Consider the following 14392-nt stretch of genomic DNA (forward strand, 5'->3'; position numbering starts at 1 on the left):
TGATGTACGACCTCCTGGTGGTGGGCGCCGGTCCTTACGGTCTGTCGATCGCGTCCCACGCCGCGGCCGCCGGGCTGAACGTGCGGGTCTTCGGCCGGCCCATGGCGTGCTGGCGGGACAACATGCCCGGCGGCATGTTCCTGAAGTCGGAGCCGTGGGCGTCCAACCTCTCCGACCCGGCCGGGCGCTGGAAGCTGGAGGCCTACTGCGCCGAGCAGGGCCTGCCCGCGCGTCACGCGCACCCGATCCCCGTGGAGGCGTTCGCCTCGTACGGCCTGTGGTTCGCCCGCAACGCCGTGCCGGAGGTGGACGAGCGCATGGTGAGCCGGGTGTCGTCCGGCGCGGACGGGTTCACCGCGGTCACCGAGGACGGGCAGGCGCTGCAGGCGCGGACGGTGGCGCTGGCGGTCGGCGTGATGCCATTCATCGAGGTGCCGCAGGCGCTGCGCGGACTGCACCCCACGCTGGTGACGCACAGCAGCCACCACAGCGACCTGGGCCACTTCCAGGGCAAGGACGTCACGGTGATCGGCGGCGGACAGGCGGCCCTGGAGACCGCGGCGCTCCTCGCCGAACAGGGCACCCGGGTACGGGTGCTGGCGCGGGCGGAGCGGCTGTGCTGGAACGACGTGCCGCCGGCCTGGGAGCGGCCCTGGTGGCAGTCGCTGCGCTCGCCGCACAGCGGGCTGGGCCCCGGCTGGCGGAACTGGTTCTACTCCGAGCGCCCCGGCCTGTACCGGCGGCTGCCCGAGGCGACCCGGTCGCGGATCGCGGCCACGGCGCTGGGTCCGGCGGGCGCGTGGTGGGTGCGGGACCGGGTGGAGCGGGCGGTGGACCTGTTGCCCGGCCACGAGGTCACCGCGGCCGCCGCGGTGCCGGGCGGGCTGCGGCTCGACCTGGCCGGCCGGGACGGTTCACGGCGTTCGCTGGAGACCGAGCACGTCATCGCCGCGACGGGGTTCAAGGCGCACCGCGACCGGATCGGCCTGCTCTCCGCGGAGCTGCGCGGAAGGCTGACGGCCCTGCCGGACGGGTCCCCGGCGCTCGGCCACGGCTTCGAGTCCTCGCAGCCCGGGCTGTTCATGGCGGGTCTGGTGTCCGCGTCCGGCTTCGGACCGGCGATGCGGTTCGTGCACGGCGCGACGTTCACGGCGTCGACGCTGGTGCAGGGGGTGCGCCGGCGGCTGCGGGCAACCCCGGCGCGCGGGACCGTCCCGGTCCCCGGGGGCGGCAGCCGCAGCGCGGCGCCGTCGCCGGTGCGCGGCTGACGGCGGAACGGAACGAGGCGTCCCCCGGACCTGATCGGTCCGGGGGACGCCTCGTTGTGCGGGTACGGGTGCCGGGTGGGGTGGGCCCGGCATCCGTGGGCGGCTACCGGCGGGCGCCGAGACGGCCGCGGCGGTACAGCATCGCCCCGCCCGCGATCAGCGCGGCGCCGGCCGCGGAGGCGCCGAGCAGGCCGTCGCTGCCGGTCTCGGCCAGGTGCGGCGGGTTGCCGGGCACCTCCTCCTCCTCGGCCGGGGGCTTCTCGACCTCGTGCGTGGGAGGCGTCTTGACCTCGGTGGGCGGCTTCGGCCGCTCCTTCTCCGGCTCGTCCTCCTCCTTGCCGTAACCGCCGTCGTTGACGCAGGTGTTGCCGTAGGCGTCGTTGAACAGGCCGATCAGGCTGATGTTGTTGCCGCAGGCGTTCACCGGCAGGTGGATGGGCACCTGCACGTTGTTCCCGGACAGCACGCCGGGCGAGCCCTTGGCCCCGCCCACCGCGTGCGCGCCGTCGCCGGAGTCGCCGTAGGAGGAGTCGCCGTGCGAGGAACCGCCCTGCGCGGAGCCTCCGTGCGAGGAACCGCCGTGCGCGCGGTCCTCGGACTTCTTCCCGTCGCCGTGCGAGCCGTTGACGCACGTGTTGCCGGACGCCTCGTCGGCGATACCGACCACGGCGACGTTGTTGCCGCACGCGTTGATCGGCGCGTGGACGGGCGCCTGCACGTTGTTCCCGGAGAGCACGCCGGGCGAGCCCTTGGTGCCGCCCTCCGCGTGCGCGCCGTCACGGGACTCGCCGTGCGCGCCGTGCCCGGACTTGTCGGAGCCGTTGACACACGTGTTGCCGGACGCCTCGTTGAAGGCGCCGACCACGTCGACGTTGTTGCCGCACGCGTTCACCGGCACGTCGATCGGTGCCTGCACGTTGTTCCCGGACAGCACACCGGGAGAATCCTCGGCACCGCCCCCCGCGAACGAGTCGGCGAGGGCGGGGGTTCCGTACAGGGACAGAATGCCCGTGGCGGTGGCGGCCGCCGCGAGCATTCCCCTGCTCAGGGTCTGTCGCAATGTGGTTGTCTTCCTGCTTGAAGAAATGGGAGCGGCCACGCGTTCTGGCCCTCCGCTGCCGCATGGCCTACTCCTTCATCAACCCGACTCGGCGGAATCGGTTGCGCAGGTTCACCCGGTTGGACCGCTCGGTGCGGTGCGCGGGCCGGGCGTCAGGACACCACGTCCTTGCGGACGAAACCCCGGAACGCCAGCGCGAACAGCACCAGCGCGTACGTCACGGACACCGACGCGCCCTGGAGCATGCCGGACCACTCCAGCTCCGGCTGGACGGCGTCGGCCCAGGCGAACTGCCAGTGCGCGGGCAGGAAGTGCCGCCAGTCGCCGAGGGCGGTGACGGCGTCCAGCACGTTGCCCACGATGGTCAGGCCGACCGCGCCGCCGACCGCGCCCAGCGGCGCGTCCGTGCGGGTGGACAGCCAGAACGCCAGCGCGGCGGTGACCAGCTGCGACACGAAGAGGTACGCCACGACGACCACGAGCCGCTGCGCCGCCGTGGCGGGGTCGAGCGCGCCGCCGGTGGGGATCCGCAGCGGTCCCCATCCGTAGGCGGCCGTGCCGACGGCGAGCGCCACCACCGGCAGCAGCACCATCGCGGCGAGGCTCAGCCCCAGTCCGACGATCAGCTTGGACCACAGCAGCCGCATCCGGGGCACGGGCGCGGCGAGCAGATAGCGCAGGGAGGACCAGCCGGCCTCCGAGGCGACCGTGTCCCCGCAGAACAGCGCGACCGGGATGACGAGCAGGAAGCCCGCCGACACGAACAGGTTGACGGCGGCGAAGTTGGCGCCGGACGCGGTCGCCGTGTCCATCAGGTTGACCCGGTCGCCGCGGGCGCCCGGTTCGCCGCCGATCGCGAAGGCGATCACCAGCACGAACGGCAGGACGGCGAGGATCGCGCCCATCACCAGGGTGCGGCGGCGCTTCAACTGGCGGACCAGCTCCACCCGCAGCGGCAGGGTGCGGCCCGCGCGGTAGCCGGCGGCGACCTCGGCGGACCCGTCCGGGCCGGCCGGCTCGGCCCGCTCGGTGAGCGTGCTCATGCGGAACCTCCGATCAAGGTGAGGAAGGCGTCCTCGAGGCGGCGGTGCGGGCCCACCGACGCCACCGGGACCTCCAGCCGGACCAGCTCGGCGACCAGGCGCGGGGCGGTGCCGTCGGCGTCGAGCCGGACCAGCAGCCCCTCGTCGGTGCGGACGGCCGAGGCGACGCCGGGCAGCGCGGCGACCTTCTCGGCGACCGGCTCGTCCACGGGCGTGGACGTCCCGACCAGGAGGGTGTCGCCGGAGCCGACGATCTCATGCACCGGGCCCGCCTGGACGAGCTGCCCGCGGTCCATGACGACGAGGTGGGTGCAGGACTGCTCGACCTCCGCCAGCAGGTGGCTGGAGACGATCACCGTGCGGCCCGCGGCGGCGTACCGGATCATCACCTCGCGCATCTCGCGGATCTGCGGCGGGTCGAGTCCGTTGGTCGGCTCGTCGAGGATGAGCAGGTCGGGGAGGCCGAGCATGGCCTGGGCGATGGCCAGGCGCTGGCGCATGCCCTGGGAGTAGGTGCGCACCGCGCGGGCGAGCGCGTCACCGAGGCCGGCGATCTTCAGCGCCTCGTCGAGGTGGGCGTCCCCGGCCGGGCGGCCGGTGGCCCGCCAGTACAGCTCCAGGTTCTCCCGGCCGGACAGGTGCGGCAGGAAGCCCGCACCCTCGACGAACGCGCCGACCCGCGACAGCACCGGGGCGCCGGGGCGGATGGCGTGGCCGAAGACGCGGATCTCGCCGGCGTCCGGCTTGATCAGGCCCATCAGCATCCGCAGGGTGGTGGTCTTGCCCGCGCCGTTCGGGCCGAGGAGGCCGAGCACCTGACCCTTCTCGACCCGGAAGGACAGGTCCCGCACGGCGTACCGGTCGGAGGAGCGGGCGTAGCGCTTGCCGAGGCCGGTGATCTGGAGCGGCACGTCGGCCAGCGCGGGGTCGGGGGCCGGCGCGCCGGCGCGGCGGCGGCCGGTGAGCAGCAGGGCGAGGGCGGTCAGCGCGCCGGCGACCGGCAGCCACACCACCCAGCCGGGCAGCGGGGCCGCCGCCGTGGTCACGCCGGGCGCGGTGGGCACGGTGAGGCCGCTCTTCAGGGAGACGGTGTACGTCGCCGGGGCGACCGGGGAGGCGTAGCCGAGGTCGGTGGAGGACAGCACCAGGCGCAGGCGGTGGCCCTTCTGCACCTCGTGGTCGACGGCGGGCAGGGTGAGGGTCACGTCCTTGCCGGATCCGGCGTCCTCGACGCGGACCGGGGTGACGAGCTGGGAGGGCAGCACCTGCTGCCGTCCGTCCGGCCCGACGTCGTACACCTTGGCGAAGAGGACGGCGTCCTCGGCGGTCGACTCGACGCGCACGGTGGCGGTGGGCGATCCGGTGATCCGCAGATCGCCGGCGACCGGGGCCGACTCGAAGCGGGCGAACTGGCCGGGGAAGTCCAGCGAGACGCCGACGCCGAGGGAGGACAGCTGGGCGAGTCCGCCGGAGCCGCCGAGGCCGGGCAGGGAGGAGATGGCGGGCGGGCCGGCGCCGGCCGGGTTGGCGAAGCTCTGCTCGTCCCCGGTGAGCGGGACGGGCCGACCGCCGCTCGTCAGCCCCGGGTAGGTATCGGCGCTCGCGCCGTTCAGCACGGCCCGGCCGTCGGTGGAGTCGACGCCTCCGGTGCGGGTGACGCGGAAGGCGGGGCCGGTGTCGGCGCCCTCGTCGTCCTTCAGGTACCGGTCGAACCAGCCGCGCACCCGCTGCCGCACCCGGTCGTCCTCCAGGTTGCCGCCGTCGTGGCCGCCCGCGATCCAGTCGACGTCTACCGGGGCGCCGTTGGCGCGGATCGCCTTGGCGGCGGCGTCGGCCTGGCCGAGCGGGAAGAGGGAGTCGGTCTGCCCCTGCGTCAGCAGCGTGGGCACGTCGATGCGGTCGGCGACGGCGGCCGGGGAGCGCTCCTCGAGCAGCTCCCGGGCCGGGGCGTCCGGGTTGCCGGACTCGGCGACCCGCTCGTACATCGAGCACAGCTCGGGCTGGAACTTCTCGCAGCCGCCGCCGGAGTTGACGAAGACTCCGGCCCACAGCTTCTTGAACACGCCGTTCGGGAACAGGGCGTCGGCGAGGTCGAAGTAGGTGATCGCGGGGGCGATGGCGTCGACCCGGTCGTCGTACCCGGCGCCGAGCAGGGCGATGGCGCCGCCGTACGAGGCGCCGGCCATGCCCACGCGGGGGTCGCCGTCCTTGTCGAGCCGGACCTCGGGCCGCTCGGCCAGCCAGTCGATCAGCCGGGAGACGTCGGCGACCTCGCCCTCCGGGTCGTTCAGCCCGATCTTCCCGGTCGACTTCCCGAAGCCGCGCGCGGACCAGGTGAGGACCGCGTATCCGTCGCGCGCGAGGTCCTCGGCCTGCTCGCGCACGTCCTCCTTGCTGCCGCCGAAGCCGTGTCCGAGGAGCACGGCGGGGCGGCGGCCGCCGGGCCCGGCGGTGAAGTACGAGGTGTCGATGCGCACCCCGTCGCCCACGGCCATGACCCGGTCGGCGCGGCGGACCGCGGGCGCGTCGTCGGAGGCGACGGCGGTCCAGGTGCCGGCGCCGGCGAGCACCACGACGGCGGCCGCGGCGGCGATGACCCGTCGCGGCCGCCGTGACCGCAGCCACCGCGCTCCGGGCAGTCGAAGATCCATGCGTCAACCGTACGGGGCGAACCTGTCGGCACGATGTCGACCGGGGACCGAACCCGGGGACCTCCCGTGGGCGTACACCGCACCGCCGCGTACCGCGGACGCGGTACGCGGCGGTGCGGGCCGCTTCGGCTCAGTGGTTGCGCGGGAAGCCCAGGTCGACGCCGGTGGGGGCGTCGGCCGGGTCGGGCCAGCGGGTGGTGACGACCTTGCCGCGGGTGTAGAAGTGCGTGCCGTCGTTGCCGTAGATGTGGTGGTCGCCGAAGAGGGAGTCCTTCCAGCCTCCGAAGGAGTGGTAGCCGACGGGGACCGGGATCGGGACGTTGACGCCGACCATGCCGGCCTCGACCTCCAGCTGGAAGCGGCGGGCGGCGCCGCCGTCCCGGGTGAAGATCGCGGTGCCGTTGCCGAACGGGGAGCTGTTGATGAGGTCGAGGGCCTCCTCGTAGGTCTCCGTGCGCAGGACGCACAGGACCGGGCCGAAGATCTCGTCCTGGTAGGCGCTGGCGGACGCGGGGACCTTGTCGAGGAGGGAGATGCCGATCCAGTGGCCGTCCTCGTGGCCGTCGACGGTGTAGCCGGTGCCGTCCAGGACGACCTCGGCGCCCTCCTCCGCCGCGCCGGCGACGTAGCCGGCGACCTTGTCGCGGTGGGCCTTGGTGATCAGCGGCCCCATCTCGGAGGCGGGGTCGCTGCCCGGGCCGATCTTGATCTTCTCGGCGCGCTCGCGGATCTTCTCCACCAGGGTGTCGCCGATCGCGCCGACGGCGACGACCGCGGAGATCGCCATGCAGCGCTCGCCGGCCGAGCCGTAGGCGGCGGAGACGGCCGCGTCGGCCGCCGCGTCGAGGTCGGCGTCCGGGAGGACCAGCATGTGGTTCTTGGCGCCGCCGAGGGCCTGGACGCGCTTGCCGTTGGCGGAGGCGGTGGTGTGGATGTAGCGGGCGATCGGGGTGGAGCCGACGAAGGAGACGGCCTTGACGTCGGGGTGGGCGAGGAGCCGGTCGACGGCCAGCTTGTCGCCGTGCACGACGTTGAAGACGCCGTCGGGCAGTCCGGCCTCGGCCAGCAGTTCGGCGAGGCGGACGGCGGCCGAGGGGTCCTTCTCGGACGGCTTCAGCACGAAGGTGTTGCCGCAGGCGATGGCGAGCGGGAACATCCACATCGGCACCATGGCCGGGAAGTTGAACGGCGTGATGCCGGCGACCACGCCCAGCGGCTGGCGGATGGACGACACGTCGACGCGGCTGGCCACCTGCGTGGACAGCTCGCCCTTGAGCTGCACGCTGATGCCGCAGGCCAGGTCGACGATCTCCAGGCCGCGGGCGACCTCGCCGAGCGCGTCGGAGTGCACCTTGCCGTGCTCGGCGGTGATCAGCTCGGCGATCTCGTCGCGGTGGGCGTCGAGCAGCGCGCGGAACTTGAAGAGGACCGTGGTGCGGGCGGCGAGCGAGGACTGGCCCCAGCTCAGGTAGGCCTCCTTGGCGGCGGCGACCGCGGCGTCGACCTCCTCGACGGAGGCGAACGCGACCTTCGTGGTGACCTCGCCGGTCGCCGGGTCGGTCACCGGCCCGTAGGTACCCGAGGCGCCTTCGGCGGTCTTGCCGCCGATCCAGTGGTTGACGATCTTCGTCATGACCGAGAACTCCTTCACAGATGGCGGCGACGGGTGGAGACGTGCCGTTCGTACAGCTCGTGCGCCCCGGCCGCGGGCGGACACGCCGCGGCCTCGGCCACGGGTCCATCCCACCAGCCCCGGGCGGCCGGGCGGGCCCGACACAGTGTCGGCCGTTTCGGCCCCCGCATAGACACTTGGGGCTTCGGCGGAACCTCCGGCGCGGGGCCGCGGCGGGCGGGGAGTCTTCGCTCGCACTTCGCTCCTGCCAAAGCGAGGCGGCCTCCCGCGCCGGAGGCGTTCGGTGCCGGGGTGCCGCCGGTCGCGCCCCGGTCGCGACGGCGTGCCACCCGCGGGGTGATCACGTCGTACGCCAAGGCGTCCCCTTCCTACGGCCGCACGGCATCTACGGCTCCACGGCTTCACGGCTCACCCCGGTTCTAGCCCCGGGCGTGAAGCCCTGTCAATGTTTTGTCCGGACATTCGGACGAAACTTTGCCGGGCGTCCACCCGACGGGTCCCCGTCCGCGGGGGATGTCAACGCGCCCCGCCGGTGAACCGGCGTGCGCCTGTGTGGCAGCCGTGTCACAAACACCTCTGCGCCGTCACGGTCGTCACGCGTGCGCGGGCCTTCCGTCACACCCGGCGCACAGCCCCTGCCCTGCCGCCGACGGTCCTCGTTCACCGGGCACAACGCATGCCCGATCACCAGCGCGCACCCGGCTCCCCCTGACGGCCGCCCCCGGCCGTCGCCGTGGTGCGCGCGGGGAGGTGCCACCATGACCGACCGATCGCTGTGGTCCTACAAGGACATCGCCGCCCACATCAAGGTGCAGCCGGACACCGTCCGCTCCTATCGCAAGCACGGACTGCTGCCGCCGCCCGACACGGTGGAGGCGGGCAAGCCCTTCTGGTACGCCGACACCATCCGGAACTGGGTCGCCGCCCGCCCGGGCAACCGGGGCCGCAGAAACGGCTGACCTCCCGTCCCGTTCCCCGAGCCCCGGTACGCGGTGCTAGCGCCAGGGCTCGATGACCGTCACGCCCGCTCCCGCCGCCGTCCCCATGGCCGCGAGGGCGGGCGGTGCGGCGTCCAGGGGGAGGGTGGAGGTCACCAGCAGATCGGGGCGGAGCACGCCCGCGCGGACCAGCTCCAGCATCGGCGGGTAGGTGTGGGCGGCCATGCCGTGGCTGCCGAGGATCTCCAGCTCCAGGGCGATGGCGCGGGCCATGGGGACGGGTGTGGTGCCCGTCGGCGAGGGCAGCAGGCCGACCTGGACGTGACGGCCCCGGCGGCGCAGGCCGCCGACCGAGGCGGCGCAGGTGGCGGGTGCGCCGAGGGCGTCCAGGGACAGGTGGGCGCCGCCGCCGGTGAGGTCGCGCACGGCCTCGGCGGTGTCCGGTGCGGCCGCCGCGTCCACGCAGGCGGCGGCGCCGAACTTCCGCGCCAGGTCGAGCGCGTGCGGCGACACGTCGACCGCGACGACGCGCGCGCCGGCCGCCGCCGCGATCATCACCGCCGACAGGCCCACCCCTCCGCAGCCGTGCACCGCCACCCACTCCCCCGCCGCCACCCGGCCCTGCTGCACCACGGCCCGGTAGGCCGTGGCGAACCGGCAGCCCAGGGAGGCGGCGGTGGCGGACGACATGCCGTTGGGGACCGCGACCAGGTTCACGTCCGCGTGGTCCAGCGCCACGTACTGGGCGAAGGAGCCCCAGTGGGTGAAGCCCGGCTGGGTCTGGCGTTCGCACACCTGCTGGTCGCCGGCCGCGCAGGCGGGGCAGGTTCCGCAGGCGCAGACGAAGGGGACGGTGACCCGGTCCCCGGCGCGCCACCGGGTGACCCGGGAACCTGCCGCCTCGACGGTCCCGGCGAGTTCGTGACCGGGGACGTGCGGCAGCGTGATGTCCGGGTCGTGACCCTGCCAGCCGTGCCAGTCGCTGCGGCACAGGCCGGTGGCCTCGACGCGGACCACGACCCCGTGCTCCGCCGGCTCCGGGTCCGGGACCTCCCGTACCTCCGCCGGTTCGCCGTACCGCTCGAACACCACCGCCCGCATGACCTGTCCCACCTTCCGCCCGACCCTCGTGGATTTATACCCCCTAGGGGTATAGTCTGGAGTGGTACGAGGGTCCCGCGGCCCCCTGTGGCCCGCACGGACCCCCACCGCCCCACCCATCATCCACACCCCGACGAGGAGTAACGCCATGACCTCCCAGACCGACACCCAGGGTTCCGTCACCACCGTCTACAAGGTGAGCGGGATGACCTGCGGCCACTGCGAGGGCGCCGTCTCCGGCGAGATCTCCCAGCTCGCCGGCGTCAGCTCGGTGCAGGCGGTCGCCTCCTCCGGCGAGGTGACCGTCGTCTCCGCCGCCCCGCTCGACGAGGAGGCCGTGCGCGCCGCCGTCGACGAGGCCGGTTTCGAGCTGGCCGGCAAGGCCTGAGGCCCCGCCCGGCGTGAGCCGGGCCGCAACGGCCACCCGTCCACCGCGGCCCGGCACGCCACCACCACGGTTCACCGCATCCCCCCGGACGTCCCAGGAGTACGGACATGACCAGCACCACCGCCCCCGCGGCGCCGGCCGCCGGACAGCCGGCGGGCTCGGAGGTCGAGCTGCTCATCGGCGGGATGACCTGCGCCTCCTGCGCGGCCCGCGTCGAGAAGAAGCTCAACCGGATGGACGGCGTCACCGCCACGGTGAACTACGCGACGGAGAAGGCCCGGATCACCTACCCGCCGGGCATCGAGGTCGCCGACCTGATCAGCACGGTGGTGCGCACCGGCTACACCGCCGAGGAACCCGCGCCGCCCGCACGCGAGGCGGAAGACGGGACCGGCGCCGCGGGGGCCGACCCCGAGCTCGCCGCGCTGCGTCAGCGCCTCACCGTCTCCGTGCTGCTCGCCCTCCCCGTCGTCCTCCTGGCGATGATTCCGCCGCTGCAGTTCGACAACTGGCAGTGGCTCTCGCTCACCCTCGCCGCGCCCGTCGTGGTCTGGGGCGCCGCCCCGTTCCACCGGGCCGCCTGGACCAATCTGCGGCACGGCGCGGCCACCATGGACACCCTGGTCTCGGTGGGCACGCTCGCCGCGTTCGGCTGGTCCCTGTGGGCGCTGTTCCTCGGTGACGCGGGCATGCCCGGCATGCGGCACCCCTTCGAGCTCACCGTCGCCCGCACCGACGGCGCCTCCACCATCTATCTGGAGGTCGCGGCCGGCGTCACCGCCTTCATCCTGCTCGGCCGCTATCTGGAGGCCCGCTCCAAGCGCCGCGCGGGAGCGGCCCTGCGGGCGCTGATGGAGCTGGGCGCCAAGGACGTGACCGTGCTCCGGGAGGGGCGCGAGGTGCGGATCCCGGCGGAGCGGCTGGCCGTCGGCGACCGGTTCGTCGTACGGCCCGGCGAGAAGATCGCCACCGACGGCACGGTCGTCGAGGGCTCCTCCGCCGTGGACGCGTCCATGCTGACCGGCGAGTCCGTGCCCGTGGACGTCACCGCCGGCGACGCCGTCACCGGCGCCACGGTGAACGCGGGCGGACGGCTCGTCGTCGAGGCCACCCGGGTCGGCGCCGACACCCGGCTCGCGCGGATGGCGAAGCTGGTCGAGGAGGCGCAGAACGGCAAGGCGCAGGTGCAGCGCCTCGCCGACCGGATCTCCGGGGTCTTCGTCCCGGTGGTGCTGCTGCTCGCGGTCGGCACCTTCGGGGTGTGGCTCGGCTCCACCGGCGACACCGTCGCCGCGTTCACCGCGGCCGTCGCCGTGCTGATCATCGCCTGCCCCTGCGCCCTGGGGCTGGCCACGCCGACCGCGCTGATGGTCGGCACCGGACGCGGCGCCCAGCTCGGCATCCTCATCAAGGGCCCCGAGGTCCTGGAGTCCACCCACCGCGTCGACACCGTCGTGCTGGACAAGACCGGCACCGTCACCACCGGCCGGATGACCCTCCAGGAGGTGTACGCCGCCGAGGGCACGGACGAGGAGCTGCTGCTGCGGCTCGCCGGCGCCCTGGAGCACGCCTCCGAGCACCCCGTCGCGCGGGCGATCGCCGCGGGCGCCGAGGAGCGGGTCGGCGCGCTGCCCGGGGCCGAGCACTTCGAGAACGTCCCGGGCCGGGGCGTGCGGGGGCGGGTGGAGGGCCACGAGGTGGCCGTGGGACGGCTGTCCGAGCTCTTCGGGGAGCTGCCTTCGGAGCTCGCCCGGGCGAAGGACGAGGCCGAGCGCGACGGGCGTACGGCGGTCGTGGCCGGCTGGGACGGGGCGGCGCGCGGTGTCCTCGCGGTCGCCGACGCGGTGAAGGAGACCAGCGCCGAGGCGGTGCGCGAGCTGCGGGCGCTGGGGCTCACGCCGGTGCTGCTGACGGGGGACAACCGGACGGTGGCCGAGGCGGTGGCGCGGGAGGTCGGCATCGACCGGGTGATCGCCGAGGTGCTGCCCGAGGACAAGGCCGACGTCGTACGGCGGCTGCGGGACGAGGGGCGCAGTGTCGCCATGGTGGGCGACGGCGTCAACGACGCGGCCGCGCTGGCCGTCGCTGATCTGGGTCTCGCCATGGGCACCGGCACGGACGCGGCGATCGAGGCGGGCGACCTGACCCTGGTCCGCGGCGACCTGCGGGTCGCGGCGGACGCGATACGGCTCTCCCGCCGCACCCTCGCCACCATCAAGGGCAACCTCGTATGGGCCTTCGGCTACAACGTGGCCGCGCTGCCGCTGGCCGCGGCGGGGCTGCTGAACCCGATGATCGCCGGTGCCGCCATGGCGTTCTCGTCGGTGTTCGTGGTGACCAACAGCCTGCGGCTGCGGGCGTTCCATTGAGGTCTCAAGTTGGCGTGTACCCCTGTCGTCGGGTACGACCCTCACATAAGCTCTTCACAAGGCTCGCGCATCCTCCTTACGCTTGGGTCCCGTGAGAGATTTGCGGGCTCTTGCCCAACTTGAGGAGTTATGCAAGAGACGCAGATCACAGTGATCTGAACGTAACCATCGAAGGGGTTCGAAGGTCTAAGTTGGCGATGTCGGGCAGCGTCTTGGGGGGCGTTTCCTGGCATCTGGGGATGTCTTGGGGGACTTTCCCAGAGATTGCGTTGCCGGGGCAGGTGCCCAGCGGGGAGCTTTGAGCGGCCCTCCCGACGTGCGCTGTCCCGGCAGACCGCACACCCGACGAGTGCGGCGGATTCAGGCCCGTCCGCGCTCACACAGCGATTCAGGCGCTGTCCTCACAGACGCCCGGCCGGATCCCGTGGGGGGAATCCGCACCGGGACATGGGAAGGCGCCCTGGTACGTCGGCCCGTGGGGGGACCGGCGACCGGGGCGCCTTTTCCACGTCTGCGCGTCTGCGCGGGTGACGGACAGACCCCGCACACGACCAGCGTGTACGGGGCCCGGTGATGCGGCTCGGAGCGGGGGTCAGCGCTCCTCGACCGGGACGAAGTCGCGCTCGACGACGCCCGTGTAGATCTGGCGCGGGCGGCCGATGCGGGAGCCGGGCTCCTTGATCATCTCGTGCCACTGGGCGATCCAGCCCGGAAGCCGGCCGAGGGCGAACAGGACCGTGAACATCTCGGTCGGGAAGCCCATGGCCCGGTAGATCAGGCCGGTGTAGAAGTCGACGTTCGGGTAGAGGCTGCGCGAGACGAAGTAGTCGTCGGAGAGCGCGTGCTCCTCCAGCTTCAGCGCGATGTCCAGCAGCTCGTCGGACTTGCCGAGGGCGGACAGCACATCGTGCGCGGCGGCCTTGATGATCTTGGCGCGCGGGTCGAAGTTCTTGTAGACCCGGTGGCCGAAGCCCATCAGGCGGACGCCGTCCTCCTTGTTCTTCACCTTGCGGATGAAGGAGTCGACATCGCCGCCGTCGGCGCGGATGCCCTCGAGCATCTCCAGCACCGACTGGTTGGCGCCGCCGTGCAGCGGGCCCCACAGGGCGGAGATGCCCGCGGAGATCGAGGCGAACATGTTGGCCTGCGAGGAGCCGACCAGGCGCACGGTGGAGGTCGAGCAGTTCTGCTCGTGGTCCGCGTGCAGGATGAGCAGCTTGTCCAGGGCGGCCACGACGACCGGGTCGAGGTCGTAGTCCTGGGCGGGGACCGAGAACGTCATGCGCAGGAAGTTCTCGACGTAGCCGAGGTCGTTGCGCGGGTAGACGAACGGGTGGCCGACCGACTTCTTGTACGCGTAGGCCGCGATCGTCGGAAGCTTGGCGAGCAGGCGGATGGTGGAGAGGTTGCGCTGCTGCTCGTCGAACGGGTTGTGACTGTCCTGGTAGAACGTGGACAGCGCGGAGACGACCGACGACAGCATCGCCATCGGGTGGGCGTCGCGCGGGAAGCCCTTGTAGAAGTTCTTGACGTCCTCGTGCAGCAGGGTGTGCTGCGTGATCTCGCCCTTGAACGTGGCCAGCTCGTCGACCGTCGGCAGCTCGCCGTTGATCAGCAGGTAGGCGACCTCCAGGAAGGTGGAGCGCTCCGCCAGCTGCTCGATCGGGTAGCCGCGGTACCGGAGGATGCCGGCCTCGCCGTCGAGATAGGTGACACCGGATTTATAGGCCGCGGTGTTGCCGTAGCCGCTGTCCAGCGTCACCAGACCGGTCTGGGCGCGGAGCTTTCCGATGTCGAAGCCCTTGTCACCGACGGTGCTGTCGATCACCGGGTAGGTGTACTCGCTGCCGTTGTACCGCAGTACTACAGAGTTGTCGCTCACGTCTTCCCTCACCGACGTTGTGCCTCATCTTCGAGGTGCCCTGACTGTCTCTACCATCC

10 protein-coding genes and 1 pseudogene are annotated in these 14392 nt (G+C 73.0%); 4 read left to right on the forward strand and 7 right to left on the reverse strand.

Features of this window, described 5'->3' with window-relative positions; all coding sequences use genetic code 11:
- Positions 1-2 precede the first annotated feature (2 nt).
- Positions 3-1268: an NAD(P)-binding domain-containing protein gene (locus CNQ36_RS12420; RefSeq protein ID WP_004931223.1), complete on the forward strand. Its 1266-nt coding sequence runs from the start codon at positions 3-5 to the stop codon at positions 1266-1268.
- Between the two features lie 103 nt (positions 1269-1371).
- Here CNQ36_RS12420 and CNQ36_RS12425 read toward each other — a convergent pair whose 3' ends face one another.
- From CNQ36_RS12425 to CNQ36_RS35710, 5 genes and pseudogenes are all read right to left on the reverse strand, one after another.
- Positions 1372-2328, reverse strand: coding sequence for a chaplin (locus tag CNQ36_RS12425; RefSeq protein WP_163013250.1), 957 nt, complete (start codon positions 2326-2328; stop codon positions 1372-1374).
- Between the two features lie 152 nt (positions 2329-2480).
- Positions 2481-3371 carry an ABC transporter permease gene (locus CNQ36_RS12430; RefSeq protein ID WP_121546038.1) on the reverse strand — a complete coding sequence of 297 codons (891 nt, stop codon included), beginning with the start codon at positions 3369-3371 and terminating at the stop codon, positions 2481-2483.
- Positions 3368-6022, reverse strand: coding sequence for an alpha/beta fold hydrolase (locus CNQ36_RS12435; protein ID WP_121546039.1), 2655 nt, complete (start codon positions 6020-6022; stop codon positions 3368-3370). Before CNQ36_RS12435 ends, CNQ36_RS12430 begins: the two co-directional genes overlap by 4 nt.
- 130 nt (positions 6023-6152) lie before the next feature.
- Positions 6153-7655, reverse strand: coding sequence for a CoA-acylating methylmalonate-semialdehyde dehydrogenase (gene mmsA / locus CNQ36_RS12440; protein ID WP_121546040.1), 1503 nt, complete (start codon positions 7653-7655; stop codon positions 6153-6155).
- Between the two features lie 161 nt (positions 7656-7816).
- Positions 7817-7948: pseudogene (locus CNQ36_RS35710) on the reverse strand (5-deoxy-glucuronate isomerase); the annotation flags it as partial.
- 465 nt (positions 7949-8413) lie between these two features.
- Here CNQ36_RS35710 and CNQ36_RS12450 point away from each other — a divergent pair.
- Positions 8414-8614, forward strand: a complete 201-nt coding sequence (locus CNQ36_RS12450) for a helix-turn-helix transcriptional regulator (RefSeq protein WP_004931214.1) — start codon at positions 8414-8416, stop codon at positions 8612-8614.
- A gap of 36 nt (positions 8615-8650) precedes the next feature.
- Here CNQ36_RS12450 and CNQ36_RS12455 read toward each other — a convergent pair whose 3' ends face one another.
- Positions 8651-9694, reverse strand: a complete 1044-nt coding sequence (locus CNQ36_RS12455; protein ID WP_121546041.1) for a zinc-dependent alcohol dehydrogenase family protein — start codon at positions 9692-9694, stop codon at positions 8651-8653.
- A gap of 148 nt (positions 9695-9842) precedes the next feature.
- Here CNQ36_RS12455 and CNQ36_RS12460 point away from each other — a divergent pair, with 148 nt between their 5' ends.
- Positions 9843-10082, forward strand: coding sequence for a heavy-metal-associated domain-containing protein (locus tag CNQ36_RS12460; protein WP_040907147.1), 240 nt, complete (start codon positions 9843-9845; stop codon positions 10080-10082).
- Positions 10083-10189: 107 nt separating this feature from the next.
- Positions 10190-12451 carry a heavy metal translocating P-type ATPase gene (locus CNQ36_RS12465; protein WP_121546042.1) on the forward strand — a complete coding sequence of 754 codons (2262 nt, stop codon included), beginning with the start codon at positions 10190-10192 and terminating at the stop codon, positions 12449-12451.
- Between the two features lie 592 nt (positions 12452-13043).
- On the opposite strand, the gene CNQ36_RS12470 is transcribed toward CNQ36_RS12465, so the two are convergent.
- On the reverse strand, positions 13044-14333 hold the full coding sequence (locus CNQ36_RS12470) for a citrate synthase (RefSeq protein WP_004931196.1): 1290 nt from the start codon (positions 14331-14333) through the stop codon (positions 13044-13046).
- Positions 14334-14392 lie beyond the last annotated feature (59 nt).

The sequence above is a fragment of the Streptomyces fungicidicus genome, assembly GCF_003665435.1.
GTDB classification, from domain to species: Bacteria; Actinomycetota; Actinomycetes; order Streptomycetales; family Streptomycetaceae; genus Streptomyces; species Streptomyces fungicidicus.

Bases quoted from the DNA above. Each gene is read 5' to 3' on its own strand.
- CNQ36_RS12465 (WP_121546042.1), top strand. From the start codon at position 10,190: ATGACCAGCACCACCGCCCCCGCGGCGCCGGCCGCCGGACAGCCGGCG.
- CNQ36_RS12455 (WP_121546041.1), bottom strand. From the start codon at position 9,694: ATGCGGGCGGTGGTGTTCGAGCGGTACGGCGAACCGGCGGAGGTACGG.
- CNQ36_RS12430 (WP_121546038.1), bottom strand. From the start codon at position 3,371: ATGAGCACGCTCACCGAGCGGGCCGAGCCGGCCGGCCCGGACGGGTCC.
- CNQ36_RS12460 (WP_040907147.1), top strand. From the start codon at position 9,843: ATGACCTCCCAGACCGACACCCAGGGTTCCGTCACCACCGTCTACAAG.
- CNQ36_RS12435 (WP_121546039.1), bottom strand. From the start codon at position 6,022: ATGGATCTTCGACTGCCCGGAGCGCGGTGGCTGCGGTCACGGCGGCCG.
- CNQ36_RS12420 (WP_004931223.1), top strand. From the start codon at position 3: ATGTACGACCTCCTGGTGGTGGGCGCCGGTCCTTACGGTCTGTCGATC.
- mmsA (WP_121546040.1), bottom strand. From the start codon at position 7,655: ATGACGAAGATCGTCAACCACTGGATCGGCGGCAAGACCGCCGAAGGC.
- CNQ36_RS12450 (WP_004931214.1), top strand. From the start codon at position 8,414: ATGACCGACCGATCGCTGTGGTCCTACAAGGACATCGCCGCCCACATC.